Raw genomic sequence first — 23,795 nt, forward strand, 5'->3', positions numbered from 1 at the left:
GTTTCTACGGCTTGCGGTTCAGCGCCCGCATGTTGGCGGAGACGCGGCGACGGGCCGGGCGCAGCGCCGCCTCTGCCACGACATCCATCCGGGCGCCATTCATCACGGCACGGCTGGCGGCGAAGGCGCCATCGGTGAAAGCCTTCTGCTTCTCCGCCACCATCTCGGCCAGCGCAGCGGTGGCGCCGACCGGGTCGGTGCCAAGCTGCATGCTGCGCAGCGTGAAGACCCAGCCCGCCTGCCAGGCGAACAGCGCGTAGGCGCCCGGGTTCATCACGACAGGTGGGCCAGCACCGCTTCGGCCTTGGAGACCTCGAAGGCGCCCGGCGCCTCCACCGCCACATGCGAAACCTTGCCGTCCTTCGCCACCAGCACGAAACGCTGGCTGCGGACGCCGAGGCCACGCGCGGTCAGGTCGAATTCCAGGCCGAGCGCCTTGGTGAAGGCGGCGGAGCCATCGGCCAGCATCACCACCTGGTCGGTGATGCCCTGGTCCTTGGCCCAGGCGCCCATCACGAAGGCATCGTTGACCGACATGCAGGCAATGGTGTCCACGCCCTTGGCGCGCAGCGCATCCGCCTGGGTCACGAAGCCCGGCAGGTGCTTCGCGGAGCAGGTCGGCGTGAAGGCGCCGGGGACGCCGAACAGCACCACGGTCTTGCCCTTGAACAGCGCCTCGGTCGAGACCTCCTTCGGTCCTTCCGCGGTGGCCTGCATGAGGGTGGCGGCCGGGATGCTGTCGCCTGGCTTGATGGTCATACGCGGTCTCCTGAATCCTTGCCCTGATTAGATCAAGATGCACCTCCGCGTCCATGCGACGTCCCTCCGCAAGGGGCGGGCGCGCTTGCGACGCCGCCCGGCCAGCGCCATGTATTGGCGCATCATGGCAAGCCGCGATCCCAACTCACCGACCGACGCCGAAGGCTACCTGACCGGCCAGCTGCTGGTCGCGATGCCGGGCATGGCCGACCCGCGCTTCACCCGCACCGTGATCTGCCTCTGCGCGCATTCGCCCGAGGGTGCGATGGGGCTGGTGCTGAACCAGCCGCTGGACAATTTGTCCTTCGATGAACTGCTCGGCCAGCTCGGCCTGGACCCGGTGCCGCCGGCACGCCGCATCCGCCTGACGCAGGGCGGCCCGGTGGAAGGCGGCCGCGGCTTCGTGCTGCACACCGCGGATTGGGAGACGGAGGGCAGCCTGACGGTGCAGCCGGGCCTGGCGCTGACAGCCAGCGTCGAGATCCTGAAGGCCATCGCCAGCGGCGGCGGTCCGCGCGCGGGCCTGCTGGCGCTGGGCTATGCCGGCTGGGGTCCGGGGCAGCTCGACAATGAATTGCAGCAGAACGCCTGGCTGTCGGTGCCGGCGGATGAGGATCTGCTGTTCGCCGAACAGCCGGACCAGCTGTGGCGGGCCGCGATGGCCAAGCTCGGCATCGACCCCTCGGCATTGTCCGGCAGCGCCGGACATGCGTGATTTTGCCCTCAGATGGCGGGCGCGCGCTCCGCGCGCTTGCCTTCGCGCCTTGCACTGACAGGTCCGCTGGCTCGGCTGGTCTGGGCGCGGGCCGCCTTCGCGGCCTCGGCCCGCCCGAGAGCGGGCCGCCAGCACTGATTGTGGACTGATGCTGGACTTCCCGCGGGGGGCGCCGCACACCAGCGGCATGGCGCCCCGGATTCGCCTGCTGTCCGAGACCACCGCCAACCGCATCGCCGCCGGCGAGGTGGTCGAACGCCCGGCCGCGGCGGTGAAGGAGCTGGTGGAGAACGCGCTGGATGCCGGCGCCACCCGCATTTCCGTGACGCTGGAGGACGGCGGCATCGGCCGCATCCTGGTGGAGGATGACGGCCACGGCATGGACGCCGCGGACCTGAGCCTCGCGATGGATCGCCACGCCACCTCCAAGCTGGCGGAGGAGGCGATGCTGTTTCGCATCGCGACGCTGGGCTTCCGGGGGGAGGCGCTGCCCTCCATCGGCGCGGTCTCCCGCCTCACCCTCACCTCCCGCACCGCGGGCGCGGCGGCGCATGCGATCCAGGTGGAGGGCGGCCGCAAGGGCGATGTGGCGCCGGCCGCCGGCGCGCCCGGCACGCGCGTGGAGGTGCGCGACCTGTTCTTCGCCACCCCGGCCCGCCGTGCCTTCCTGCGCAGCCCCCGCCACGAGGCGGAACAGGCGGTGGAGGCGGTGCGGCGCCTCGCCATGGCCTGGCCCGAAGTGGCCTTCCGGGTCGAGGTCGAGGGCCGCGTCGCGCTGTCCCTGCCCCCCGCCGACCGCGCGGCGCGCATCGCCGGCCTGCTCGGGCCGGATTTCGCCGCCGCGGCGGTGCCGGTGGAGGCCTCCCGCGACGGCGCGAGCCTGTCCGGCCTCGCCGGGCTGCCGACGCATCACCACGCGACCTCCGCCGCGCAACATTTGGTGGTGAATCGCCGCCCGGTGCGCGACCCGCTGCTGCGCACGGCGCTGCGCGTCGCCTATCGCGACCTGGTGCCGGCGAAGCGCTTCCCGGCCGCGGCGCTGTTCCTGGAGGTGCCGCCGGAGACCGTGGACGTGAACGTCCACCCGATGAAGTCCGAGCTGCGCTTCCGCAATGCGGAGGCGGTGCGCGGGCTGATGATTTCCGCGCTGCGCCGCGCCGTGGCGGTGGGCGCGCCCGGGGCGGCGCCGGACGACCTCGGCGCCGGGGCCTTCGCGGCGCCGCCCGGTTTCGCCGAGGCCGCGCCGCCCGGCATCTTCCCCGGCTGGCGACCGCCCTCCGGCCCGCTGCCGCAGCGGCCGCGCGGGCCTTCTCTGCCGCTGGGCTTCGCCGCCGCGCCGCTGCCGGCCCCCCTGCCCGACTTCCCGCAGGATGGCCCGCTCGGCCGGCCGCTGGGCCAAATCCTGGAGACCTATGTGCTGGCGGAGGCGGCGGATGGGTCGCTGGTGCTGGTGGACCAGCATGCGGCGCATGAACGGCTGACGCATGAGGCGCTGCGGGCGCAGTTGGTGGAAGGCGGCGTCCGCGCCCAGCCGCTGCTGCTGCCGGCGGTGGTGGAGATGCCGGCGGCCGATGCGGCGCGGCTGCTGGACCAGGTGGCGGCGCTGGCGCGGCTCGGTCTGGAGATCGAGGGGTTCGGCCCCGGCGCGGTGCTGGTGCGCGCCATGCCGGCGCTGCTCGGCGCGCCCGACCCGGCGCCGCTGCTGCGTGACCTGGCCGAGGAACTCGCCGAGATGGACGAGGCGCTGGCGCTGGAGGCGCGGCTGGATGCGGCGGTGGCGCGGCTGGCCTGCCATGGCTCCATCCGTGCCGGGCGGCGGCTCGGGTCCGCGGAGATGGCGGCGCTGCTGCGCCAGATGGAGGCGACGCCGCGCGCCGCCACCTGTTCCCACGGCCGCCCCACCGTGCTGCGCTTCGGCAAGGCGGAGCTGGAGAGGCTGTTCGGCCGGCGCTGAACCAGGGCAGGATGGCGCCAACCCGGAATGGACGCGCCGAAGATGCCCCAGAACACACCGATGATGCAGTTGATCTACACCTCCCGCCCCTTCGGCTTCACCGGGGAGATGCTGGACGACATCCTGATGGCCGCCCGGCGCAACAACAAGCGGGACGGGCTGACCGGCGCGCTGATCTGCCGCGCCGACCTGTTCATGCAGATGCTGGAAGGCGAGCGCAGCAAGGTGACCGCCACCTTCGGCCGCATCCTGCGGGATGACCGGCATTTGGAGGTCTCGCTGGTGTGGGTCGGCGACGCGCCGGCGCGGCTTTTTCCGAACTGGGACATGCTGGACGACCCGGCGCGGAGCTGGATGTGGAGCCGGGAAGATGTGCGGGGCGGGGCGGTGACGCGCGCCTCGGCGGCGGAGGCGCGGGGGGTGTTTGAGCGGGTGGCGGGGGAGGTAGGGTAGCTAAACAAGTAGGCAGACCTGTTGGCGCCGTTCGACCGAAGCTCAGGTTTGATCGTCACCAGGAAGGCACACGCGAAGGTTGCGGAACAAAATTACCCACAACCGCATCGTATAACTTGAACAATGCCTGCTTGTTGCTCATCTCCATCTGGCTGCCGGAATTGGCCGAGCGGTAAAACTGTTGGAACGGTCAACCTCGATCAGGTTGCCGGCGACGACGATGCTGGCCAGCATCGCCGCCACCGCCACCATGTCGAATGAGACACTGAGCATCGCTCGGACCTCCACGGTTACACTATACCACCTCGCGTTTTTGAGACCCGTGCTGGATGCAATTGGTTCAATGGCCAATCCTGTTCTAGCAGATGGTGGCGTGCGTTCGGGGGACGTCCGGGTAGCTCCGGGGCTCAGGGTCAGGGCTAGTCCCCCGGACTTTGCGAGTGGGGGCGTACGTGGCAACTGAATGGTTCAAGCCTCGCGGATATCGCCACTTCGATCGACCGATCAGCGTCGACTTCGCGGAAAAGGCGATGGACGGAGCTTACGTTGCCAGCCACTCTTTTTCTCCACTGATTCACTATCTAAAAACAGAGAAAAGATATAAAAGGCTGACTCCCTCAGGCCCCCGTTCGGTGGTACTGAAAGAGAGGCCGATAAAGTACGCATCTCACAAGGATGCCTGTATTTTTTCTTACTATGGTCACCTTTTAGAGGAAAAACTTGAGAATCACTATTCAATGTCGGGATTAAACCGAAACGTAATAGCATATCGTGGGATAGGACTATCAAACTACGATTTTGCCGCGGAGGCGCTTCGATTTGCGCACCAGCTTAGGCAAGCTTCAATTTTGGCTTTCGATGTCTCTAGCTTCTTCGACACGCTTGACCATGCTCTTTTAAAGAGCCGCCTAAAAAACCTCCTTGGCGTTTCAGAAATACCAGAGGATTGGTACAAGGTCTTCCAGTCCATTACACGATTTCATTTTGTTGAAATTGATGCTTTGAAAGCGCATAATAAATTCGGAGCGCGTCTCAAGCATCGGACCCGCGATAGGATCTGCAGCCTGCGGGAGCTTAAGGAAGAAAAAATCAAGATCCATATCAATCCTGAATTACTCGACGGCAGGCGCCGGGGCATTCCCCAAGGAACGCCGATCAGTGCCGTGATGTCGAATCTTTACATGGTTGAATTTGACACTGCTGCCGCTGCTTTAGCGGCAAAATTTGGCGCTCTGTACCGTCGCTATTCAGATGACATATTGCTAATCTGCTCTCCAGAGCATTCTGCCGCCGCTGAAGTTGCCATCAAAGAATACATATCTCGCGAGAAACTTGATTTATCTGAATCGAAGACCGAGAGAACACATTTTGATATCGAGAGTGAAATGCCGCGCGCAGGAAAAGCAGCGCAATATTTAGGCTTCAATCTTCTTGAGCAGGGCGCCACGATTCGGGAAAGCTCTCTTTCGCGGCAGTGGCGCAAAATGCGCCAGGCCATCAAACGAACTCGGAAAATCGCCCTTTCATCGAAATCCGACAGCAAAGGCCGAAAAGTCTACTTGAAGAAACTTACAAGACGATTCACTTGCGTTAAGGTGAACCGAGTGGACGGCCTCAAGACAATCCGAAATTTTTCAGCCTATGGCCGCCGTAGCTGCGGGTCCTTCGCTGCCAATCAGAAGATAAAGCATCAAGTTAAGCGGCTCGAGAAGGCTGCGGCGCTGGAAATCGCGAAGCTGAAAGCTTTGCGGTCAACTCAAACTTCTCAGGAATAGGCGCAACCCCGATTGCTGAAACAGTACTAAGCTCGCGGTACGAGCGAAATTTGACTCTTCTTCCCTCCCCCTTCACCTCTCCTCACATGTCCAAGCTCCAAGCCGCCCAAATCCCCGTCACCCCCTTCCAGCAGAACTGCGCCCTGATCTGGGATGCCGAGACCCTGCACGGCACGGTCATCGACCCGGGCGGCGATGTGCCGCGCATCCTGGCCGCCATCGCCAAGGCCGGCTGCACCATCGACAACATCCTGCTCACCCATGGCCATCTGGACCATGCCGGCGGGGCGGAGGCGTTGCGGGATGCGCTGGTCGCCGCGCAATCCGCGCCCGTCCCCATCGAGGGTCCGCATCGCGACGATGCCTTCCTGCTCTCGGGCATCGCCGACCAGGCGCGGCAATACGGCATCCCGGACCTCGCCAATGCCACGCCGGATCGCTGGCTGACGGAGGGTGAGACGGTGCGCATCGCGGGCCAGGAGTTCGGCGTGCTGCACTGCCCCGGCCATGCGCCCGGCCATGTGGTGTTCACCAATGTGGCGCTCGGCTTCGCGGTGGTGGGGGATGTGCTGTTCCGCGGCTCCATCGGCCGCACGGACTTCCCCTATGGCGGCCACGAGGCGCTGATCCACGCCATCGTCACCAAGCTGCTACCGCTGGGGGACGAGATGCGCTTCCTCTGCGGCCACGGCCCGGGTTCCACCTTCGGCGAGGAACGGCGCACCAATCCCTTCCTGCCGCGGTAGGGCCACCCCCGCACCCAACCCTCTCCCCTCGTGGGGAGAGAGGGCTACCAGCGGGCGGCGGCGCGTTCGCTCATGATGCAGGCGAAGACCACCACGGCGGCGCCGGCCAGCATCGCGGCGCCGGGCACGCGGCTCCAGAAGGCGAAGTCCCAGGTCAGCGACCAGACCAGGCCGGAATAGCCGAAGGGCGCCAGCCGGCTGGCGGAGGCGTGCCGGAACGCCTCGGCCAGCGCCACGGTGGCGAGGCCGACGATCAGCCCGTTGCCCACCATCTGCCCCAGGGTCAGCAAGCTCGGCGTGGACCAGTTGGCCAGCCCCAGCGGCAGCATCACCGCCAGGCCGAGCAGGGAGGGCCAGACCAGCACGCGGGCGATGCCGGGCTCGCCGCGCAACTGCCGGTTCAGGGTGAAGACCGCCGAATAGCAGAAGGTGCCGCCGAGCGCGTACAGATACCCCGCCACCGGCGCGCCCCCCGCCATGCCGGACAAGCCCGGCGCCAGCCCCACCGCCACGCCGCAAAAACCCACCGCGCACCAGCCCCAGGCGGCGCGGCCCGGCGCCTCCCGCAGGAACAGCGCGGACAGCGCCAGCACGATGAAGGGGGAGGTGAAGAACACCAGGTAGCCCTCGGCCAGCGGCAGCCGGCTGAAGGCCTGGAAGAAGCAGATGGCGCTGCCGAGCATCACCAGCGCGCGCGCCGCATGCAGCCGGGGGAAGCGCGTGGTCAGGGGCCCGCCCCAGCCCGGCACCAGCGCGCGCATCGCCAGCACCACCACCAGCAGCGTCACGAATCGCACCAGCAACACCTGCCAGACCGAATGGCCATCGGACAGCAGCTTGCTGTTGGCATCGAGCAGGCCGAACAGGCCGATCCCGGCCAGCATCAGCGCGGGACCGCGCACATCATCCTCCCCTGGAAACGGCGGGGTTGTGGCCGTGGGCGGGCTGCCTTGCAACCAGGACACCTTTCCACCGGCCTGCATCCCGTGCAAAAGCCGCGTCCAATGACCCCGCAACTCGCCTCCGTCCTGATGCCGCTGATGCGCGGCATGGACCCCGAACGCGCGCATGACCTGGCGCTGCGCGCGCTGCGCTTCGGCCTGGCCGGCGCCGACCGATCCGCCGACGATCCGGTGCTGGCGACGCGCGCGCTGGGCCTCGATTTCCGCAACCCGATCGGCCTGGCTGCCGGCTTCGACAAGTCGGCGGTGGCGCTGGCGCCGCTGATGCGGCTGGGCTTCGGCTTCGTGGAGGCCGGCTCCGTCACGCCGAAGCCGCAGATCGGCAATCCGAAGCCCCGCCTGTTCCGGCTGGCGGAGGACCGGGCGGTGATCAACCGCATGGGCATGAACAATGCCGGCCTGCCCGCCTTCCTGGCCCGGCTGGCGCATCTGCCGGCGAAGCGCCCGGCCGTGCTCGGCGTGAACATCGCCATCAACAAGGATGGCGCGGCGCCGCTGCGGGATTATCCGGCGCTGTATGCCGCCGTGGCCCCGCATGCCGGCTACGTCGCCATCAACGTCTCCTCCCCCAACACGCCGGGCCTGCGCGACCTGCAGGGCGAATCGCAGCTGCGGGAGATCCTGGTCGCCGTCGCGGAGGCCCGTGCCGCGCTGACGGGGCCACGGCCGCCGATCCTGGTGAAGATCGCGCCGGACCTTTCGCCGGCGGCGGTGGAGCCGATCGTGGAGGCCGCCGTCGCCCATGGCATCCAGGGGCTCATCGTCTCCAACACCACCATCGCCCGCCCGGCGCCGCTGCGATCGGCCTTGAAGGCGCAGGCCGGCGGCCTGTCCGGCCCGCCGCTGCGCGCCGCCTCGACGGAGTTGCTGCGGCGCGTGGCGGGGCTGGCGCGGGGGCGCGACCTGGTGCTGATCGGCTGTGGCGGCGTCTCGACCGGGGCGGAGGCGCTGGAGAAGATCAAGGCCGGCGCCGCGCTGGTGCAGCTGTATGCCGCCTTCGCCTATGGCGGGCCGGCGCTGATTCCGCGCCTGAAGCGCGACCTCGCCGCCGCGCTGCGGCGGGAGGGTTTTGCCAATGTGGCCGAGGCCGTGGGAGTCGACGTGCGATGAGGATGCTGGACGGCGTCGCCCCGCTGGCGGAGCGCTATGACGGCTTCATCCTGGATCTGTGGGGCGTGGTGCATGATGGCCGCCAGCCCTATCCCGGGGTGGCCGATGCGCTGGGCCGGCTGAAGGCCGCCGGCAAGCGCATCGCCTTCCTGTCCAACGCGCCGCGCCGGTCCTTCGTGGTCGATGCGCTGCTGACCGGGATGGGGCTGGACCGCGCGCTGTGGGACGGCACCATGACCTCGGGCGAGTTGGCCTGGCGCCACCTGAAGCACCGGGACCGGGCGGATTTCGCGGCACTCGGCACGCGGGCGCTGCATATCGGGCCGGAACGCGACCTGTCCGTGCCGGCGGAGACCGGCCTGGTGCTGGTGGACCGGGCGGAGGATGCGGAGTTCGTGCTGAACACGGGGCCGGAGCCGGCCCGTGGCAACACCGACATCGAGCCGTATCGCGCCGCGCTGACCGCCTGCGCCGCACGCCACCTGCCGATGGTCTGCGTCAATCCGGACCGGCATGTGATGGTGGGGGACCAGCGCGTGCTGTGCGCCGGGGCGCTGGCGGACCTGTACTTGGCGCTGGGCGGGCCGATGGCGATCGAGATCGGCAAGCCCGACCCGGCCTGCTACCCACCGGTGCTGGAGCTGCTGGGCCTGAGCGACCGGTCCCGCATCGTCGCCATCGGCGACAGCCCGCACACGGACCTGGCCGGCGCGCAGGCGGCAGGCATCGATGCGGTCTGGGCGCTGACCGGGCTGGCCGCGCACGCCCATGGCGCGACACCGGACCCGGAGCGCCTGGCGGCGGAAGCGGCGGCGGAGGGGGTGCGCCCCGTCGCCACCCTGGCCGCGCTGCGCTGGTAGCGGCTACAGGCTGAACGCGACGGCGCCGTTCTCCGCCACTTGGTAGCCGCCGAGGCGCCCGGCGCGGGCGGCGAACTCCGGGTGGCGGGCGAACCGCAGCAAGTGCTGCATCGGCGGCGCGAAATAGTGCCGCCGCGCCATCACCAGGTCGAAGCGCTCCCGGAACAGCGGCACGAAGGCCAGGCCGCGGGCGGTGGCCTCGGCGCCGATCCCGAAGCCGGCATCGGCACGACCTTCCTGCACCGCGGCCGCCACCTCGTCCTCGGCCAGCGCCGGGGTCGGCAGGAAGCCGACCTGTTCCAGGCGGATGCCGGACTCGCCCAGCAGATGCACCAGCAGGACATGGCTGCCGGCGCGCTTCTGGCGACCGGCGACGCGCAGGCCCGGCTGGACCAGATCCTCGATGCGATGCAGGCCGCGGGGGTTGCCGGGCGGCAGGATCAGGCCCTGGGCGCGCCAGGCCCAGATGATGCCGACCATAGGGCGGCCCGGCAGATCCTCCCGCACCGCGGGTTCGTTGAAGGCGCCGGTGTCCGGGTCACGAAGATGCATCGCGGCGGCCATCGCCTGGCCGGCCGCCAGGGCCGCAAGCCCCTCCAGGCTGCCGCCCGCCCGCAGCGCCAGGCCGCAGCCGGATTGGCGCACCGCCCAGTCGAGCAGCGGGTCGTGGCTGCCGGCCAGGATCGGCGGCGGGTCCGGGCGGTGCTCGCCCGCCGGACCCTCGGCCTGGGCCGCCAGCCAGTGCTCCAGCTTCGCGCGGGGGAACAGCCACTTGCCGCCAAGCTGGACGCAGGGCAGGCGCTGGGCCCGCGCCAGGTCATAGAGCGATCGCTCCGAAAGCCGGAGATAGGCCGCCGCCTCGCGCAGGGTCAGGACATCCGGCATGTGCCGGCAGGGAACGGCAGATGGTGTCGTTGCGTCAAGGGTTTGCCGGGTTGACCCCTGTGGCTGCCATCCGCAGTTTGCAGCCTGCCCAGGGAGCCGACTTGAACGACCTCGGAACCGCCGCCACCACCGCCCTGCATCTTGTCGCCACCGCAGACCCGGCCGTGGCGCAGATCGTGCTGCTGTCGCTGCGGATCAGCTTCTCCGCGCTGCTGATCGCGGCCCTGGTCGGGCTGCCGCTCGGTGCGCTGCTGGCCGTGGCGCGGTTTCCGGGGCGCGGCGCGATCCTGGCGGTGCTGAACGCGCTGATGGGGCTGCCGCCGGTGGTCGCAGGGCTGCTGATCTACCTGCTGCTGTCGCGTTCCGGTCCACTCGGCGCGTTCGGGCTGCTGTTCACTCCGGCCGCCATGGTGATTGCCCAGGCCGTGCTGATCGCGCCCATTCTCGCCGCCCTGTCGCGCCAGGTGCTGGAAGGGCTGTGGGAGGAATACGCCGAACAGCTCCGCTCCTTCGGCGCCAGCCGCGCGCGCGCCGTGCCGACGCTGCTGTGGGATGGCCGCTTCGCGCTGCTGACCGTGCTGCTGGCCGGCTTTGGCCGCGCCTCGGCGGAGGTTGGCGCGGTGATGATCGTCGGCGGCAACATCGAGGGTTTCACGCGTGTGATGACCACCGCCATCGCGCTGGAGACCAGCGCCGGCAACCTGCCGCTGGCGCTGGCGCTCGGCATGGTGCTGATGGCGATCGTGCTGGTGGTGAACGCGCTGGCGCAGGGGTTGCGCGACGTGGCCGCGCGGGCGGCGGCCTGATGCGCGCGCCCGACACCATCCTGCCGCTGCGCGCGGAGGCGCTGGGCTACACCGTCGCCGGCACGCCGATCCTGACCGCGGTCGACCTGGCGATCCAGGCCGGGCCGCCGACGCTGATCATCGGCCCCAACGGCGCCGGCAAATCGGTGCTGCTGCGACTGCTGCACGGCCTGCTGGTCCCGAGCGCGGGACGGATCATCTGGGCCGGACCTGCGGCGGCGCGGCGGCAGGCCATGGTATTCCAGCGGCCGGTGCTGCTCCGCCGCAGCGTACTGGCCAACGCAATCTACCCGCTGAAGCTGGCCGGCGTGGCGGCCGCGGCACGGCAGGCGCTCGCCCGGGCGGCGCTGGAGATGGTGGGGCTGGCCGCCCTCGCCCAGCAGCCGGCGCGGAGCCTCTCGGGCGGCGAGCAGCAGCGGCTCGCCCTGGCGCGCGCCGCGGCGCTGGCGCCGGAGGTGCTGTTCCTGGACGAGCCCTGCGCCAGCCTGGACCCCTCCGCGACCCGCGCCGTGGAAACGATCGTCGCGACGCTCGTGGCGCGCGGCACCAAGATCGTCATGACCACGCACGACCTCGGCCAGGCCCGGCGCCTGGCGGGCGAGATGCTGTTCCTGCATCGCGGGCGGCTGCTGGAGCAGACGCCGGCCGACGCCTTCTTCAGCAGGCCCGCCACACCGGAAGCCGCGGCCTTCCTGCGCGGGGAACTGGTGTGGTGAACCAGGACACTGTCGTGCTCCGCCGCGTTCTGTTGGCCTTGGCCTTTGCGCTGCCGTTCGCCGTGCAGGCGCAGGACCGCTTCATCACCGTCGCCTCCACCACCAGCACCGAGCAATCCGGCCTGTTCCGCCATATCCTGCCGCGCTTCCAGGCGGAATCCGGCATTGCGGTTCGTGTGGTCGCGCTTGGCACCGGGCAGGCCCTGGATGTGGGCCGCCGCGGCGATGCCGATGTGGTCTTCGTGCATGACCATGCGGCGGAACAGCGCTTCGTGCAGGATGGCCATGGCGGATCACGGCTGCACGTGATGTTCAACGACTTCGTCCTGGTCGGCCCAGCCGCGGACCCCGCCGGTGTTGCCGGCCTACGCGACACCAACGATGCCCTGCGCCGCATCGCTGAGGCCCGCGCGGCCTTTATCAGCCGTGGCGACCGCAGCGGCACCCATGCGGCCGAGCTTCGCCTGTGGCAGAGGGCCGGCGTCGATCCAGTGGCCGGGCGCGGCGCCTGGTACCGCGAGGTCGGCCAGGGCATGGGCCCGACGCTCAACACCGCGGCCGCGCAGGAGGCCTACGTACTGACGGATCGCGGCACCTGGCTCAGCTTCGCCAACCGGCAGGGGCTGCGCATCCTGGTCGAGGGCGATGCACGGCTGGCCAACCAGTACGGCGTCATGCTGGTCAGCCCGCAGCGGCACCCGCATGTGAAGGCGGCGGACGCGCAACGCTTCATCGACTGGATCGTCTCGCCGACCGGCCAGGACGCCATCGCCTCCTACCGGATCAACGGCGAGCAGCTGTTCTTCCCGAACGCATCGCAGCCGGAGTAGCCGCGGAACCCAGACCGCATAGCCTCGCTGATCCTCGATATGCGAACGCTGATCGAGGAGATGCAGGCATGGTCGACGCCGTCTGGTGGAAGCACGGGATCGTCTACCAGATCTATCCACGGTCCTTCCAGGATGGCAGCGGGGATGGCATCGGCGATCTCAGCGGCATCCGCCAGCGCCTGGACCATCCGGAATGGCTCGGCGTCGACGCCATCTGGATCTCACCGATCTACCCTTCGCCAATGGCGGATTTCGGCTACGACGTGGCGGATTACTGCGAGATCGACCCGGTCTTCGGATCGCTCGATGAATTCGACCTGCTGGTGGCCGAGGCGCACGCGCGCGGGCTCAAGGTCATCCTGGATTTCGTGCCGAACCATAGCTCGGACCAGCACCCCTGGTTCCGCGAAAGCCGCGCATCGCGCGCCAACCCGAAGCGGAACTGGTACATCTGGCGCGACCCGGCCCCGGATGGCGGGCCGCCCAACAACTGGCTGGCCAATTTCGGCGGTAGCGCCTGGACGCTCGATGAACATACAGGCCAGTACTACCACCACGCTTTCCTGCCGGAGCAGCCGGACCTGAACTGGCGCAACCCGGAGGTGCGCCGCGCCATGCACGACGCGCTGCGCTTCTGGCTGGATCGCGGCGTGGATGGCTTCCGGGTCGATGTCATCTGGCATCTCATCAAGGATGCGCAGTTCCGCGACAACCCGCCCAACCCCGCCTGGCAGCCGCACAACGCCGGCATCGACCGCCTGCTGCAGGTCCATTCCGCCGACCAGCCGGAGATTCACGCGGTGGTGGCCGAGATGCGCGCGGTGCTGGATGCCTACCCCGACCGCGTCCTGATCGGCGAGATCTACCTGCCGCTGGAACGGCTTGTGGCGTACTACGGCGCGGAGATGGAGGGCGCGCACCTGCCCTTCAACTTCCAGCTCATCTTCGCGGATTGGACGGCGCCGGCGATCGCGAAGCTGATCGCGGAGTATGAAGCCGCACTGCCCGCGGAGGGCTGGCCGAACTGGGTGCTTGGCAACCACGACCAGAAGCGGATCGCGACGCGCATCGGCGCGGCGCAGGCACGCATCGCCGCGATGCTGCTGCTGACGCTGCGCGGCACGCCGACACTGTACTACGGCGACGAGATCGGCATGGAGAACGTGGCGATCCCAGCGGATCGCGTGCAGGACCCGTGGGAACGGCGCGAGCCCGGCCGTGGCCTGGGCCGCGACCCCGCGCGCACGCCGATGCCGTGGGACGGCTCGCGCCACGGCGGCTTCACCACCGGCGAGCCGTGGCTGCCGCTATCGCCGGACTTCGCACAGCGCAACGTCGCGCGGCTCGCGGAGGACCCGCAGTCCATCCTGACGCTATACCGCGACCTCATCGCGCTGCGGCGCGCGCAGGTGGCGCTGCGGGCCGGCGTCCATGTGCCAATCTCCGCCGAGGGTGACGTGCTGGTCTATGAACGGCACGACGCCGCCAGCGGATCGCGACTGCGCATCGCGCTGAACTTCGGCGAAGAGACCCGCCGCCTGGATATCGGCCCCGCGCAGCTGCTGCTGTCGACGGCGCTGGACCGGGCCGGCCACGTCGATGAGGTGGTGCTGCGGCCGGCGGAGGGCGTGATCCTCGCCCCTATCGCCGCTCGCCGCGCAACCTGAACCAGCGGAAGCCATAACCCTCCAGCGGAATCGGGCGGGTGGCCGCGTCCCGCTCGGGCAGTTCGGAACTGCCGAGAAGCTGGATCAGGATGCCCGGATCGTCCGGCAGGCTGATTTCCACGGGCTCCGCCGCCAGGTTGTGCAGGGTGACCACCACGCCGCCACGCCATTCCGAACGCAGCGCCAGCACGCTTGCCACGCCGGTCTCCATCACCTCGCAGGGGCCCCAGCCGATCTCGGGGCAGGCGCGGCGCGTGGCGATCAGGCGGCGGTTGTGTTCGAGAAGGGAGTCGTGCCGGTTGCGCTGCGCCGCCACGTTCAGCCGCTCGAAGCCGAATTCGCCGCCGCGGACCACCGGCCGCACCAGGCGATCCGTCGGCGCTCCGGAAAAGCCGCCATTCTCCTCCTCGCTCCACTGCATCGGGGTGCGCACGGGAAAGCGTTCCGGCAGCGACAAATCCTCGCCCATGCCGAGTTCCTCGCCGTACCAGATCACCGGCGTGCCGGGCAGCGCGAACATCAGGCTGTGCGCCATGGCGATGCGCCGCAGGTCGCCGCCCAGCATCGGCGCGAGGCGACGCCGGATGCCGCGCTCATAGATCCGCATGTTCTCATCGGGCGCGAAGGCCTCGAACGTCTCGGCGCGCTCGGCCTCCGTCAGCCGGCCGAGATCCAGCTCGTCGTGGTTGCGCAGGAAGCTGCCCCATTGCGCGATCAGCGGAATCTTCGGCGTATCGCGCATGATGCGCATCACCGGCTCCGCCTCGCCCCGTGCGAGCGCCAGGAAGACCTGCTGGTTCAGCACGAAGTTGATGATCATCTGCAACCGGTCGCCGTCGCCGAAATACTCGTCGAGGTCGGACATCTCGATGTTCGCCTCCGCGATCAGCACGGACTCCGCCTCGCGCCAGTCCAGGAAGTCCCGCATCTCGACCAGGTACTGATGCGGATCGGGACGGTCCTTCGGCGCCTCCACGCCGCGGTACTCGATCAGGAACGGCACGGCGTCGAGCCGGAAGCCGGTGGCGCCGAGTTGCAGCCAGAAGCCCATGATGCGCTCGATCTCCTCGCGCACCTCGGGGTTGGCGATGTTGAGGTCGGGCTGGTGCTTGTAGAAGCGGTGCATGTACCAGGCCTGCGCCGTGTCGTCCCAGCTCCAGGTCGAATCCTGCTGGCCGGGGAAGACCATCCCCTCATGCATGTCGGCGGGTTCTTCCTCCGACCACACGTACCAATCGCGACGCGGGGATCCCGGCTGCCGTGCCTCCTGGAACCAGGGGTGGTCGATCGAGGTGTGGTTGACCACCAGGTCGACGATGATGCGCAGGCCGCGGTCGCGCGCGGCGTGGGTGAACTCGACGAAGTCGCCCAGTGTGCCGAGGCGCGGATCGACGCCATAGTAGTCGGTGATGTCGTAGCCGTTGTCGCGGTTCGGGCTCGGGTGGAAGGGCAGCAGCCAGACGCAGGTCGCACCCAGCGCCTCGATGTGGTCCAGCCGGTCCGCCAGGCCACGGAAGTCACCGATGCCGTCGCCGTTCGAATCCATGAAGGTCTTGACGTCGAGGCAGTAGATGACCGCGTTCTTGTACCACAGGTTGATCATGGCGCGTCCCTGCATGGCTTCCGGGACGGCAACCGCCCCGGCATCCAATGGTTCCGCGAATCGGCATCTGCCAGCTTCCGGAGACGAGCCGGCGGCAACGTATTCCTCTCCCGGCCGTTCACATGCGGCGAGGTCGGGGCCGGCGCACTGCCAGCAAGTCAGAGTCGAAGGGGCGCATGGGGATCGAGACGGAACATCGCCGCCGGCATCCGGCAGAATGGCTGGTCCGGGCGCTGGCCTCCTTCGGCGAGCGGATGGAACTGGGGACCGTGATCCTGCTGCTTCTGCTGGCCGGAAGCGCCTGGGGCTTCATCGAGCTCGCCGACGCAGTGGTGGAGGGCGAGACGCTGGCGATCGATCGCGCGCTGCTCCTCGCGCTGCGTTCCGCGGCCGATCCGGCGGACCCGCTGGGGCCCGGATGGCTTGTGGAAATGGGGCGGGACATCACCGCGCTCGGTGGCGTGGCCGTGCTGGTGCTGCTGATCCTCGCCGTCTCGGCGTTCATGGCACTGCGACGGCTGTGGCACGCGGCGGGGCTGCTTCTCGCCGCCGTGGGCAGCGGCATCCTGGCGAGCACCCTGCTGAAGGCGGCCTTCGACCGCACCCGCCCGGACCTGGTGCCGCACGGCTCCTACGTCTCCACCGCCAGCTTCCCGAGCGGGCATTCCATGATGGCGGCGGTGGTCTACCTGACCCTCGGCGTTTTGCTGGCGCGCGTGGAGCCGGATGGGCGGGTCAAGGTCTTCGTGCTCGGCTGCGCCGTGCTGCTGACGCTGCTGGTCGGCGTCAGCCGCGTCTACCTCGGCGTCCACTGGCCGACGGATGTGCTGGCCGGCTGGACGGTCGGCGCCGGCTGGGCGCTGCTGTTCTGGCTCATCGCCCGCGCGCTGCAACGGCGCGGCCGGATCGAGACCGACACCGGCGGCTGATCCGCCTCGTCACCCAGCAGGAAGGGCAGGATGGCGCGGCGAAGCTGGCGCGGGTGGGAGTAGTTCATGCCATGCGCCGCGCCCGGCACGATGGCGAGGTGCCCGCGGGGCAGCAGCCGTGCCATGCGTTCCGCCCAGCCACGCGGCACCAGGTAGTCCCGCGCGCCGAGGACGATCAGCGTGGGCACCGTGATGCGCGGCAGGCCGTCCGCCACGCGATAGCGGGTCATGTGCCGAAAGGTGGCCGCATAGCGCCACACCCCGGCCCGCAGGTAGTCGGCCACCGCGACCAGCCCGATCGAGGGCCGCTCGAACAGTGCCGTCAGGAAGAACAGCGCCACCTGGCGCGGCGCCGAGGCATGCTCCGGATCCGGGGTCGGTCCCTGCAGGACCAGCCGCTCGACCAGGTCCGGGCGCCGCAGGGCGAGTTCCACCAGCACCTCGCAGCCCAGCGAATTGCCCACCAGCATGGCGCGCCGGATGCCGCTGGCGTCCATCCAGCCGGCCAGCGCATCGGCCATCCCGGGCACCGTCAGGACCTGCGGCGGATCGCCGCTCCGCCCGAAGCCGGGCAGATCGGGCGCGAAGACCGGCAGGTCGCCGGCCAGTTCGCGTGCCAGCGGCGCCATGTAGCGGCTCGACATGCCGAGGCCATGCACCAGGACAACCGGCAGCCGCCCTGTGCCGGCCCGCGGCCCGGTGGCGACCAGGGCGTGCAGCGGGATGCCGTCCACCCGGGTCCAGCGACTGGCAAGGCGGCCTGCCGGCCCCAGCCCAGCCGGCACACGGCGCCCGGCATACAGGCCCAGGAGAACGCCCGCGAGACCTGCGGCCACCAGGACGGCTGTCGGAAGGCTACGCATGCGGTCGTCCGATCGAGCCTGCCGGATCCTGGTCATCCCCGACAACGCGCCAGCCGAGAGGCTGTTGCCTCCGCCGGCAACCGCCCGGCCTGTCTAGGCCGCCTGCGCGCCGGCGACCGCCAAGGGCGGGATGCCGAAGCCCGCGAGGCGCGCCAGCCCCGCGGGATCCTTGACGCACGGGATGAACAGGAAGTCGTTGATGTAGTGACTGGGATGCGGGTCGTTCGGCCCGAAGCGGGGCTGGTCCACCTCCGGCCGGAACTCCGCCGCATCCCGCAACCGCCCCGCATCCAGCATGAAGGCGCGGTAGCCGAACTGGTCCAGCCATCCGATGGTCTTGCGCACGCCGCCCGGGCGATGCCGCTCCTCCATCTCGATGAGCAGGATCGGGTGGTCCCGTCGTAACAGCGCCTCCGCCCCGGCCAGGGCCGCGGCCTCGTGCCCCTCGACGTCCATCTTGATGAAGCCGACCGGTCCAAGCCCCAGCGCATCCAGCCTCTCCCGCCGCACCGCGACCTGGCGGCCGGGCGCCTGGGTGGCCGGGTTGCCGGCCTCGATCGTGGCGAGGGCGGAGGAGGCATCGGGGATGTGCAGCATCACCTCCCCGGCCTCGTCGGACAGGGCAAGGTCGTGGATGACGTGGCGCATCCCGAAGGCGGAGCGCAGGAATTGCACCTTTGCCGGATTGGGTTCGACGATGTGCAACTGGCGGACGCAGCGCCCCATGGCGGCGGCGAACAGCCCCCAGGAGCCGCCGATGTCGACGCCGATCCTGCCCGGATCGGACAGGCCGCGCGCCAGGTGCAGCGCGAAGCGGGTCTCCCGGCTGCGCCAGGCTGCGAGGCGCCAGGCCATATCCGGGCTGAAGCGGAAGGTCGCCAGCTTGACGCTCATGGACAGGCTGCTCATACGCGATCCATCGTGCCAATCGCCCCCAGATCAATTCGGAGTTGCGCGGGGCAGGGTGTATCGCATGCGTGGGTGCGGACGCCCATAGCCGTCCCTGGACAGCCAACAACGGGACATCGGGCAACGGCTCGGCGGGACCGGGCGGTCACCCGCATGGCGGGTGCGCCGGGAAGGACTGCATGACAGGGCCGAGGCCGCTTCCCACGATCGCCGCCTCGCTGCTCCGGCTCGGCCTGGGGCTGGGTACGCGGGGGCTGGAGATCCTCGGCAAGCTCGGCCTCTACGTCCTGGTGGCGCAGAGCCTGGGGCTGGCCGATGCGGGACTGTACTTCATCGCCCTGGCCTGGGGCGGGTTGGGCGGCACACTTGCGCGCGGCGGGCTGGAACGCGCCGCGATGTACCGCATCCCGGCCGAACTGGCCGTCGGTGACGGCGCCGCGGCGTGGCGGGTCCTCCGCCTCGCCCTGCTCGGCGCCTTTCTCGGCGGCTGCGCCGTGGGCGGGGCCACCAGCCTGGCCGGTCCATGGGTGGCGCATGCGGTGCTGGCGCAACCCGCGCTGGCGCCCGTGCTGGTGCTGACCGGCGTCCTGGTGCTGGCCGACGCACTCGCCCTCACCACCGGGAGCATATTGGCCGGCTTGCACCGCAACGTCGCGGCGCAGCTCACCGGCGCATCGCTTTGGCCAGGGCTTGCGCTGGTGGCGCTGTGGCTGTGGCCGGGCGCGGATTTGGGGGATGCGCTGGTCCTCACGATCCTCGCGCGGTTCCTGACCTTCGCCATGGGGCTCGGCATGATCCGGGCCGAGCGCGCGCGGTTCCAGGCGCGCCGCGCGTCAGCGGCGCCGGCGACGCCGCTGCTGCGCCTCGCCCTGCCGTTGCTGGGCGTGGAGCTGGTGCAGGTCTCCCTGGTCACCATGCCGACGCTGATCCTGGCGGCCTTCGCGGCGCCGGAGGCGGTGGCCTATTTCAGCATGGCGAGCCGGCTTTCCGTGCTGACCTGGGTCATCCTGGTCAGCGTCGCGACCATCGCCGCGCCGCGCATGGCGGAACAGTATCGCCTGGAGGAGTGGGACCGGCTGCGCCAGACGCAGCGCGCCGCGCGCTGGTCCTCCGCCCTGCTCGCGGTGCCGCCGTTGCTGGGGATGATCGTGCTGGCGCCCTGGCTGCTGGGGCTTCCGGGGGCGGGGTTCGAGCCGGGCGCGGCCGCTTTGCGCATCCTCTGCCTCGGGCAGATCGTGAATGCGCTGTTGGCCTGCCGCGACACGCTGCTCGCCAATACCGGGCATGGCGACGACCTGCTGCGGGTGAACATGGTCCAGCTTGCGGTGGCCGCGGTGCTGGCCGTCACCACCATCCCCTGGCTGGGCGCCGAGGGTGCGGCGGCGATGACGGCGATCAGCATCGGGCTGGGTGCCATCCTGCAAAGCCGGATCGCGCGCCGCCGGGTGCCGCGGGCCTTCTGAGCCCATCCCCTTCCGATGCGGGATCTACAGGCCCCTCGGCTGGGGCCCCTCGGGATGCACCGCCAGCAGATTGCCATGCTGGTCCGGCTGGCGGTCGACCGGGACCAGGCGGCCCGCCTCGACCCTGTGGATGCGATAGCCCGTGGCGAGCAGCAGGTCGAAGACATCGTGGCTCGCGCCATTCGCCTCCAGCGCGGCGGCGGCGTTGATCTCGAAGATGATCATGGGCTTCAGGCGCGCGAGGCTCGCCGCCCCGCCGCGCAGCACCGCAAGTTCCAGCCCCTCCACGTCCATCTTGATGAGGTCCAGCCGCGTTGCTCCGGCCTCGTCGAGGATCGAATCCAGGGTTCGCGTCACCACCTGCTCGCTCGCGACATCGCCCTTTTGTGGAAGCAGCGAGAAGGCCTGCGGGTCGTTGCCGAGCGCGACGTGGTAAAGCTGCGCCACGCCCTCCTCGGCCGCGAGCGCCACCGGCAGGACCGTGACCTGCGGCATGTCGTTGAGCGCGAGGTTGGCGCGCAGGGCCCGCAGCGCCTCGCGCCCCGGCTCCACCGCGATCACCCGCCCGCTGCGCCCGACCAGCGTTGCCGCCCGCAGCGTGTAGATGCCGATATTCGCGCCGATATCCAGCATCTGCCCCCCGGGGCCGATCAGGCGGTCCAGCAGCGCCAGTTCCGGCTCCGACCGGTCGCGCATCAGGTAGATGCTGACGCTGGTGTAGCGCCCGCCTGCCGGGACATGCAGCCTTTCGCCATCGGGTGTCAGGTGAACCAGGGTCTCCCGCCCACGCAGCACATGCCAGCCCAGGCCGAGGCTGCGCCCCGTCACGACCAGTGGCTTTTCGCGAAAGCCGGGATGCCTCCAGAGCTTGTTCAGCTTGGCGGCCAAAGCCTGCAACATGAATTTCTCCGGCCTGAGCGACATCGCGATGGCGGGCAGCGTTCGCCGCGCCGGACCGCAGTTTGACCGATCATTCCGCCCAAGGCCAGTTGGCGACGCCCGGTGGCAGCCGCGCTGCCGGCAGGTGCGCGTCATCGGACGTGTCGCGCACCGGCGGGTCGCGACCAATCCCGCCGCCCCGCGGAGAGCCAATGTGGCAGGCAGGGTCCTTGCCGACCAGGCATTACCCCGGCCCACGCGGCGCCCGAAAGCCGGTGGCACTCAGCGGCGGGCGCCGCGCGCCTTGGAATAGCCGTCCGCATCCATCGATCGTCCAACGTTGCCGCCGCGGGCATAGACGTCGCCCACCACGCGCCCGTAGCGGTCGCGATGGTGCGGCACGACAGTGACGGTGCCGCCCCGCGTGCGGCGACCCAACTCGCGTTGCGCGGCCCGATAGCCGCGCTCACCCCGTTCCGGCGTATCGACGCCACGGAGGCGGATCCGGCCCTGCCGGCATGCGAGGGTATCACCATCCACCGGACGACAGCCCGTGTAGCGCTGCGGTGCGGCCTGCATGGTGCGTGGCGGCTCGCGCCACTGCGCGTAGGACGGGGCGGACAGCGAAGCCGCGACGGCCAGGCCCAGGAGAAACTGCCGAAGCATCAAGGCGGAAGTCCTTTGATCTGTGTCGGCCAAGCCTAGCGGCGGCGTCCCGCCGGCCAAGGGCAGGCCGCCATCGCCATGGCACGCGAGGCCCACCGCGCCAGGCCTGCCGGGTGCTGGCGCCGCGGGACCGAAGCCGCCAGGATTGCGGGGCAAGGGCCGCGGCACCACGACCGGCGGCCAGGGAGAGGAAACGAGATGCTCGACCGCCGTACCCTGCTGGGCAGCCTCGCGCTGCCGCTGTGCGTCACGCCCGCGTTCGCGCAGACTTGGCCGGACCGGCCCGTGCGGCTGGTCGTGCCCTATGCCGCAGGTGGCCCGACGGACACCGTCGCCCGCCTGCTCGCGGAACGGCTGTCGGCCAGCCTGCCGCAGCGCGTCGTGGTGGAAAACCGGGCCGGCGGTGGCGCGCTGATCGGCACGGAGGCGGTGGCGCGTGCGCCCAAGGACGGCAGCACCCTGCTGTTCACCACCGTGGTCCACGCGGTGCATCGTGCCTTGCACGGCCCGCGCCTGACCTTCGACCCCGCCGCGGATTTCGCCCCCGTGGCGCTGGTGGGCGTGGTGCCGCAGGTCATCATGGTGCCGCCGGCCAGCCCGGTGCGGGACATGCCGGGCCTGCTGGACTATTTGCGGTCCGGGCCACGCGCCTATGGCAGCAGTGGCGCGGGCGGCTCCTCGCATCTCGGGGTCGAGCTTCTGAAAAGCCTGACCGGCGTGCAGGCCGAACACATTCCCTATCGCGGCACGGCGCCGGCGGTGGTGGACCTGATCGCCGGCCGCATCGCGCTGGTGATGGACAGCGTCGCCACCGGCGCCGCACAGGTGCGGGGCGGCACGCTGCGCGGCATCGCCACCACAGGGCCCCGCCGGTCCTCCGCCCTGCCGGACCTGCCGACGGTGGCCGAGACCGTGCCGGGCTTCGCGGCCACCACCTGGAACGCGGTGCTGGCACCATCCGGTACGCCCGATGCGACGATCGACGCGATCTCTGCCGCCATCTCCGCCGCGCTGGCCGACACGGCCCTGCAGGCCCGCCTGGTGGAACTTGGCGTCGAGGTGCCACCGGCGCCGGAGCGCACTGTCGAGGCGGCGCGGCGCTTCGTCGCGGCGGAGACGGCGAAGTGGGAGAAGCTGATTGCCGATGCCGGCATCCGTGCCGACTGAGGCGCCGCCGCAGGTCGCGGCATGGCGCGGTTTCGCAACCTCTGCGGTTCATGCCACAAGGGTCCCAATAAATTCGTCCGGGAGCGAAAAATCATGACCAGCCATGCCTTCGGCCGCCGCGCCCTGCTGGCCGCCGCCGCCCTGCCGCTCGCCGCCCCCGCCCTTGCGCAGGAGGGGTTCCCCAACCGCCCGTTGCGCCTGATCGTCGGCTTCACCCCGGGCGGCGCGACCGACATCTCGGCCCGCGCCATCGCACCCAAGATGGGCGAGGTGCTGGGCCAGCCCGTGATCGTCGAGAACCGCCCCGGCGCCGGCAGCAACATCGCGACCGAAGTGGTGGCGCGCAGTCCCGCGGATGGCCACACGCTGCTGTTGGCCACGCTCGGCGCCCTGGTGGTCAGCCCGATGGTGATCCGCCTGCCGGTGGACCCGGCGCGCGACCTGGTGCCGGTCTCGGTGGCGGTCGACCTGTTCAACATCCTGGTGCTGCCGCCCGACCGGCCGTGGCGCAGCGTGGCCGAGCTGGTTGCCGCGGCGAAGGCGGCACCCGGGCGCCTGTCCTATGGCACCAGCGGCATTGCCGGCGGGCCGCATCTCGCGGGGCTGCTGTTCAACCGCCTCGCGGGCACCGATACCACGGCGGTGCACTATCGCGGCGGCGGGCTTGTGGTGACGGACCTGCTGTCCGGCCAGATCGACTTCTCCTTCGCCACCGCCGCGTCGGTGCTGCCGCAGGTGCGCGATGGAAAGCTGCGCGCGCTGGCGATCCCGCATCTCGAACGGTCGCGCCTGATGCCGGACATCCCGACCGTCGCGGAATCCGGCCTGCCGGGCTTCGACGTGCCGTCCTGGTATGCGGTGATGGCGCCGCGCGGCACGCCGGACGCCGCCATCGCCCGCCTCAACGCCGCGATGCGCGTGGCGCTGGAGGATGCTGAGGTGGCCACGGTGCTCAACCGCAACGGGCTCGAGCCGCGCTGGACCACGCCCGACCAGATGAACGAGGCGCTGGCGGCCGAGCGGGCGAAGTGGACGCCGATCATCCGCGAGAGTGGAATCCGCGTCGATTAGGCCCGAG

24 protein-coding genes and 1 pseudogene are annotated in these 23,795 nt (G+C 70.0%); 15 read left to right on the plus strand and 10 right to left on the minus strand.

All coding sequences use genetic code 11. The annotated features are described in order from the left end of the window. Nucleotides 1–4: 4 nt before the first annotated feature. Both ACLF3G_RS23120 and ACLF3G_RS23125 read right to left on the minus strand, forming a co-directional pair. Complete coding sequence (locus tag ACLF3G_RS23120; RefSeq protein WP_430671765.1) at nt 5–274, minus strand: hypothetical protein; 270 nt, start codon at nt 272–274, stop codon at nt 5–7. Continuing rightward, a complete protein-coding gene (locus ACLF3G_RS23125; protein WP_430671766.1) occupies nt 274–759 on the minus strand; it encodes a peroxiredoxin in 486 nt (161 codons plus the stop codon). The genes ACLF3G_RS23120 and ACLF3G_RS23125 overlap by 1 nt, the downstream gene beginning before the upstream one ends. Nucleotides 760–883: 124 nt before the next feature. Between ACLF3G_RS23125 and ACLF3G_RS23130 the strand changes: the two genes are divergently transcribed. The 3 genes from ACLF3G_RS23130 (at nt 884) to ACLF3G_RS23140 (ending at nt 3,881) form a co-directional block, all read left to right on the plus strand. Beyond that, on the plus strand, nt 884–1,474 hold the full coding sequence (locus ACLF3G_RS23130) for a YqgE/AlgH family protein (protein WP_430671767.1): 591 nt from the start codon (nt 884–886) through the stop codon (nt 1,472–1,474). Nucleotides 1,475–1,622: 148 nt separating this feature from the next. Continuing rightward, a complete protein-coding gene (mutL, locus tag ACLF3G_RS23135; protein WP_430671768.1) occupies nt 1,623–3,428 on the plus strand; it encodes a DNA mismatch repair endonuclease MutL in 1,806 nt (601 codons plus the stop codon). 42 nt (nt 3,429–3,470) lie between these two features. Next, nucleotides 3,471–3,881 carry a BLUF domain-containing protein gene (locus tag ACLF3G_RS23140; protein WP_430671769.1) on the plus strand — a complete coding sequence of 137 codons (411 nt, stop codon included), beginning with the start codon at nt 3,471–3,473 and terminating at the stop codon, nt 3,879–3,881. A gap of 138 nt (nt 3,882–4,019) precedes the next feature. Here the strand turns inward: ACLF3G_RS23140 and ACLF3G_RS23145 are convergent, their stop codons facing one another. After that, on the minus strand, nt 4,020–4,154 hold the full coding sequence (locus ACLF3G_RS23145; RefSeq protein ID WP_430671770.1) for a hypothetical protein: 135 nt from the start codon (nt 4,152–4,154) through the stop codon (nt 4,020–4,022). A 179-nt stretch (nt 4,155–4,333) separates the two neighbouring features. On the opposite strand from ACLF3G_RS23145, the gene ACLF3G_RS23150 reads away from it, so the two are divergent. Both ACLF3G_RS23150 and ACLF3G_RS23155 read left to right on the plus strand, forming a co-directional pair. Next, complete coding sequence (locus ACLF3G_RS23150) at nt 4,334–5,656, plus strand: reverse transcriptase/maturase family protein (RefSeq protein ID WP_430671771.1); 1,323 nt, start codon at nt 4,334–4,336, stop codon at nt 5,654–5,656. An 86-nt stretch (nt 5,657–5,742) separates the two neighbouring features. Beyond that, nucleotides 5,743–6,402: an MBL fold metallo-hydrolase gene (locus tag ACLF3G_RS23155; protein WP_430671772.1), complete on the plus strand. Its 660-nt coding sequence runs from the start codon at nt 5,743–5,745 to the stop codon at nt 6,400–6,402. 44 nt (nt 6,403–6,446) lie between these two features. Here ACLF3G_RS23155 and ACLF3G_RS23160 read toward each other — a convergent pair whose 3' ends face one another. Further along, the gene (locus ACLF3G_RS23160; RefSeq protein ID WP_430671773.1) at nt 6,447–7,304 is read right to left on the minus strand and encodes a DMT family transporter; all 858 of its coding nucleotides are present in this window, start codon (nt 7,302–7,304) and stop codon (nt 6,447–6,449) included. Between the two features lie 102 nt (nt 7,305–7,406). Here ACLF3G_RS23160 and ACLF3G_RS23165 point away from each other — a divergent pair, with 102 nt between their 5' ends. Both ACLF3G_RS23165 and ACLF3G_RS23170 read left to right on the plus strand, forming a co-directional pair. Then, complete coding sequence (locus ACLF3G_RS23165; protein ID WP_430671774.1) at nt 7,407–8,474, plus strand: quinone-dependent dihydroorotate dehydrogenase; 1,068 nt, start codon at nt 7,407–7,409, stop codon at nt 8,472–8,474. Continuing rightward, entirely contained in the window at nt 8,471–9,334 is an 864-nt protein-coding gene (locus tag ACLF3G_RS23170; RefSeq protein WP_430671775.1) for a TIGR01459 family HAD-type hydrolase, read from the plus strand. Before ACLF3G_RS23165 ends, ACLF3G_RS23170 begins: the two co-directional genes overlap by 4 nt. A 3-nt stretch (nt 9,335–9,337) precedes the next feature. Here ACLF3G_RS23170 and ACLF3G_RS23175 read toward each other — a convergent pair whose 3' ends face one another. Further along, entirely contained in the window at nt 9,338–10,219 is an 882-nt protein-coding gene (locus tag ACLF3G_RS23175; protein WP_430671776.1) for a substrate-binding domain-containing protein, read from the minus strand. Between the two features lie 101 nt (nt 10,220–10,320). Between ACLF3G_RS23175 and ACLF3G_RS23180 the strand changes: the two genes are divergently transcribed. The 4 genes from ACLF3G_RS23180 to ACLF3G_RS23195 all read left to right on the plus strand — a co-directional run bounded on the left by ACLF3G_RS23180 (nt 10,321) and on the right by ACLF3G_RS23195 (nt 14,238). Continuing rightward, nucleotides 10,321–11,025, plus strand: coding sequence for an ABC transporter permease (locus ACLF3G_RS23180; RefSeq protein WP_430671777.1), 705 nt, complete (start codon nt 10,321–10,323; stop codon nt 11,023–11,025). Then, nucleotides 11,025–11,741, plus strand: coding sequence for an ATP-binding cassette domain-containing protein (locus ACLF3G_RS23185; protein WP_430671778.1), 717 nt, complete (start codon nt 11,025–11,027; stop codon nt 11,739–11,741). The genes ACLF3G_RS23180 and ACLF3G_RS23185 overlap by 1 nt, the downstream gene beginning before the upstream one ends. Next, nucleotides 11,738–12,571, plus strand: coding sequence for a substrate-binding domain-containing protein (locus tag ACLF3G_RS23190; protein ID WP_430671779.1), 834 nt, complete (start codon nt 11,738–11,740; stop codon nt 12,569–12,571). Before ACLF3G_RS23185 ends, ACLF3G_RS23190 begins: the two co-directional genes overlap by 4 nt. A 68-nt stretch (nt 12,572–12,639) precedes the next feature. After that, complete coding sequence (locus ACLF3G_RS23195; RefSeq protein WP_430671780.1) at nt 12,640–14,238, plus strand: alpha-amylase family glycosyl hydrolase; 1,599 nt, start codon at nt 12,640–12,642, stop codon at nt 14,236–14,238. Here ACLF3G_RS23195 and ACLF3G_RS23200 read toward each other — a convergent pair. Then, nucleotides 14,213–15,856, minus strand: coding sequence for an alpha-amylase family protein (locus ACLF3G_RS23200; protein ID WP_430671781.1), 1,644 nt, complete (start codon nt 15,854–15,856; stop codon nt 14,213–14,215). The two genes, ACLF3G_RS23195 and ACLF3G_RS23200, sit on opposite strands and share 26 nt — an antisense overlap. 161 nt (nt 15,857–16,017) lie before the next feature. On the opposite strand from ACLF3G_RS23200, the gene ACLF3G_RS23205 reads away from it, so the two are divergent. Further along, entirely contained in the window at nt 16,018–16,770 is a 753-nt protein-coding gene (locus ACLF3G_RS23205; RefSeq protein WP_430671782.1) for a phosphatase PAP2 family protein, read from the plus strand. Between the two features lie 47 nt (nt 16,771–16,817). Here ACLF3G_RS23205 and ACLF3G_RS23210 read toward each other — a convergent pair. Then, nucleotides 16,818–17,669: pseudogene (locus tag ACLF3G_RS23210) on the minus strand (alpha/beta fold hydrolase); the annotation flags it as partial. A gap of 57 nt (nt 17,670–17,726) precedes the next feature. Then, on the minus strand, nt 17,727–18,527 hold the full coding sequence (locus tag ACLF3G_RS23215; protein WP_430671783.1) for an FkbM family methyltransferase: 801 nt from the start codon (nt 18,525–18,527) through the stop codon (nt 17,727–17,729). A gap of 194 nt (nt 18,528–18,721) precedes the next feature. Here ACLF3G_RS23215 and ACLF3G_RS23220 point away from each other — a divergent pair, with 194 nt between their 5' ends. Next, on the plus strand, nt 18,722–20,005 hold the full coding sequence (locus ACLF3G_RS23220) for a lipopolysaccharide biosynthesis protein (protein ID WP_430671784.1): 1,284 nt from the start codon (nt 18,722–18,724) through the stop codon (nt 20,003–20,005). Nucleotides 20,006–20,029: 24 nt separating this feature from the next. Here ACLF3G_RS23220 and ACLF3G_RS23225 read toward each other — a convergent pair whose 3' ends face one another. Together ACLF3G_RS23225 and ACLF3G_RS23230 are read right to left on the minus strand one after the other, a co-directional pair. Continuing rightward, nucleotides 20,030–20,905: an FkbM family methyltransferase gene (locus ACLF3G_RS23225; RefSeq protein ID WP_430671785.1), complete on the minus strand. Its 876-nt coding sequence runs from the start codon at nt 20,903–20,905 to the stop codon at nt 20,030–20,032. Nucleotides 20,906–21,166: 261 nt separating this feature from the next. After that, entirely contained in the window at nt 21,167–21,550 is a 384-nt protein-coding gene (locus ACLF3G_RS23230) for a thermonuclease family protein (RefSeq protein ID WP_430671804.1), read from the minus strand. A gap of 198 nt (nt 21,551–21,748) precedes the next feature. On the opposite strand from ACLF3G_RS23230, the gene ACLF3G_RS23235 reads away from it, so the two are divergent. Both ACLF3G_RS23235 and ACLF3G_RS23240 read left to right on the plus strand, forming a co-directional pair. Then, the gene (locus ACLF3G_RS23235) at nt 21,749–22,717 is read left to right on the plus strand and encodes a Bug family tripartite tricarboxylate transporter substrate binding protein (RefSeq protein ID WP_430671786.1); all 969 of its coding nucleotides are present in this window, start codon (nt 21,749–21,751) and stop codon (nt 22,715–22,717) included. Between the two features lie 93 nt (nt 22,718–22,810). Further along, entirely contained in the window at nt 22,811–23,788 is a 978-nt protein-coding gene (locus ACLF3G_RS23240) for a Bug family tripartite tricarboxylate transporter substrate binding protein (protein ID WP_430671787.1), read from the plus strand. Nucleotides 23,789–23,795: the final 7 nt, after the last annotated feature.

The organism is Falsiroseomonas sp. HC035, assembly GCF_050563525.1.
GTDB lineage: Bacteria > Pseudomonadota > Alphaproteobacteria > Acetobacterales > Acetobacteraceae > Falsiroseomonas.

Bases quoted from the DNA above. Each gene is read 5' to 3' on its own strand.
- ACLF3G_RS23155 (WP_430671772.1), top strand. From the start codon at position 5,743: ATGTCCAAGCTCCAAGCCGCCCAAATCCCCGTCACCCCCTTCCAGCAG.
- ACLF3G_RS23170 (WP_430671775.1), top strand. From the start codon at position 8,471: ATGAGGATGCTGGACGGCGTCGCCCCGCTGGCGGAGCGCTATGACGGC.
- ACLF3G_RS23140 (WP_430671769.1), top strand. From the start codon at position 3,471: ATGCCCCAGAACACACCGATGATGCAGTTGATCTACACCTCCCGCCCC.
- ACLF3G_RS23130 (WP_430671767.1), top strand. From the start codon at position 884: ATGGCAAGCCGCGATCCCAACTCACCGACCGACGCCGAAGGCTACCTG.
- ACLF3G_RS23220 (WP_430671784.1), top strand. From the start codon at position 18,722: ATGACAGGGCCGAGGCCGCTTCCCACGATCGCCGCCTCGCTGCTCCGG.
- ACLF3G_RS23235 (WP_430671786.1), top strand. From the start codon at position 21,749: ATGCTCGACCGCCGTACCCTGCTGGGCAGCCTCGCGCTGCCGCTGTGC.
- ACLF3G_RS23225 (WP_430671785.1), bottom strand. From the start codon at position 20,905: ATGTTGCAGGCTTTGGCCGCCAAGCTGAACAAGCTCTGGAGGCATCCC.
- ACLF3G_RS23120 (WP_430671765.1), bottom strand. From the start codon at position 274: ATGAACCCGGGCGCCTACGCGCTGTTCGCCTGGCAGGCGGGCTGGGTC.
- ACLF3G_RS23205 (WP_430671782.1), top strand. From the start codon at position 16,018: ATGGGGATCGAGACGGAACATCGCCGCCGGCATCCGGCAGAATGGCTG.
- ACLF3G_RS23185 (WP_430671778.1), top strand. From the start codon at position 11,025: ATGCGCGCGCCCGACACCATCCTGCCGCTGCGCGCGGAGGCGCTGGGC.
- ACLF3G_RS23165 (WP_430671774.1), top strand. From the start codon at position 7,407: ATGACCCCGCAACTCGCCTCCGTCCTGATGCCGCTGATGCGCGGCATG.
- ACLF3G_RS23175 (WP_430671776.1), bottom strand. From the start codon at position 10,219: ATGCCGGATGTCCTGACCCTGCGCGAGGCGGCGGCCTATCTCCGGCTT.
- mutL (WP_430671768.1), top strand. From the start codon at position 1,623: ATGCTGGACTTCCCGCGGGGGGCGCCGCACACCAGCGGCATGGCGCCC.
- ACLF3G_RS23195 (WP_430671780.1), top strand. From the start codon at position 12,640: ATGGTCGACGCCGTCTGGTGGAAGCACGGGATCGTCTACCAGATCTAT.
- ACLF3G_RS23200 (WP_430671781.1), bottom strand. From the start codon at position 15,856: ATGCAGGGACGCGCCATGATCAACCTGTGGTACAAGAACGCGGTCATC.
- ACLF3G_RS23230 (WP_430671804.1), bottom strand. From the start codon at position 21,550: ATGCTTCGGCAGTTTCTCCTGGGCCTGGCCGTCGCGGCTTCGCTGTCC.
- ACLF3G_RS23215 (WP_430671783.1), bottom strand. From the start codon at position 18,527: ATGAGCGTCAAGCTGGCGACCTTCCGCTTCAGCCCGGATATGGCCTGG.
- ACLF3G_RS23125 (WP_430671766.1), bottom strand. From the start codon at position 759: ATGACCATCAAGCCAGGCGACAGCATCCCGGCCGCCACCCTCATGCAG.
- ACLF3G_RS23240 (WP_430671787.1), top strand. From the start codon at position 22,811: ATGACCAGCCATGCCTTCGGCCGCCGCGCCCTGCTGGCCGCCGCCGCC.
- ACLF3G_RS23145 (WP_430671770.1), bottom strand. From the start codon at position 4,154: ATGCTCAGTGTCTCATTCGACATGGTGGCGGTGGCGGCGATGCTGGCC.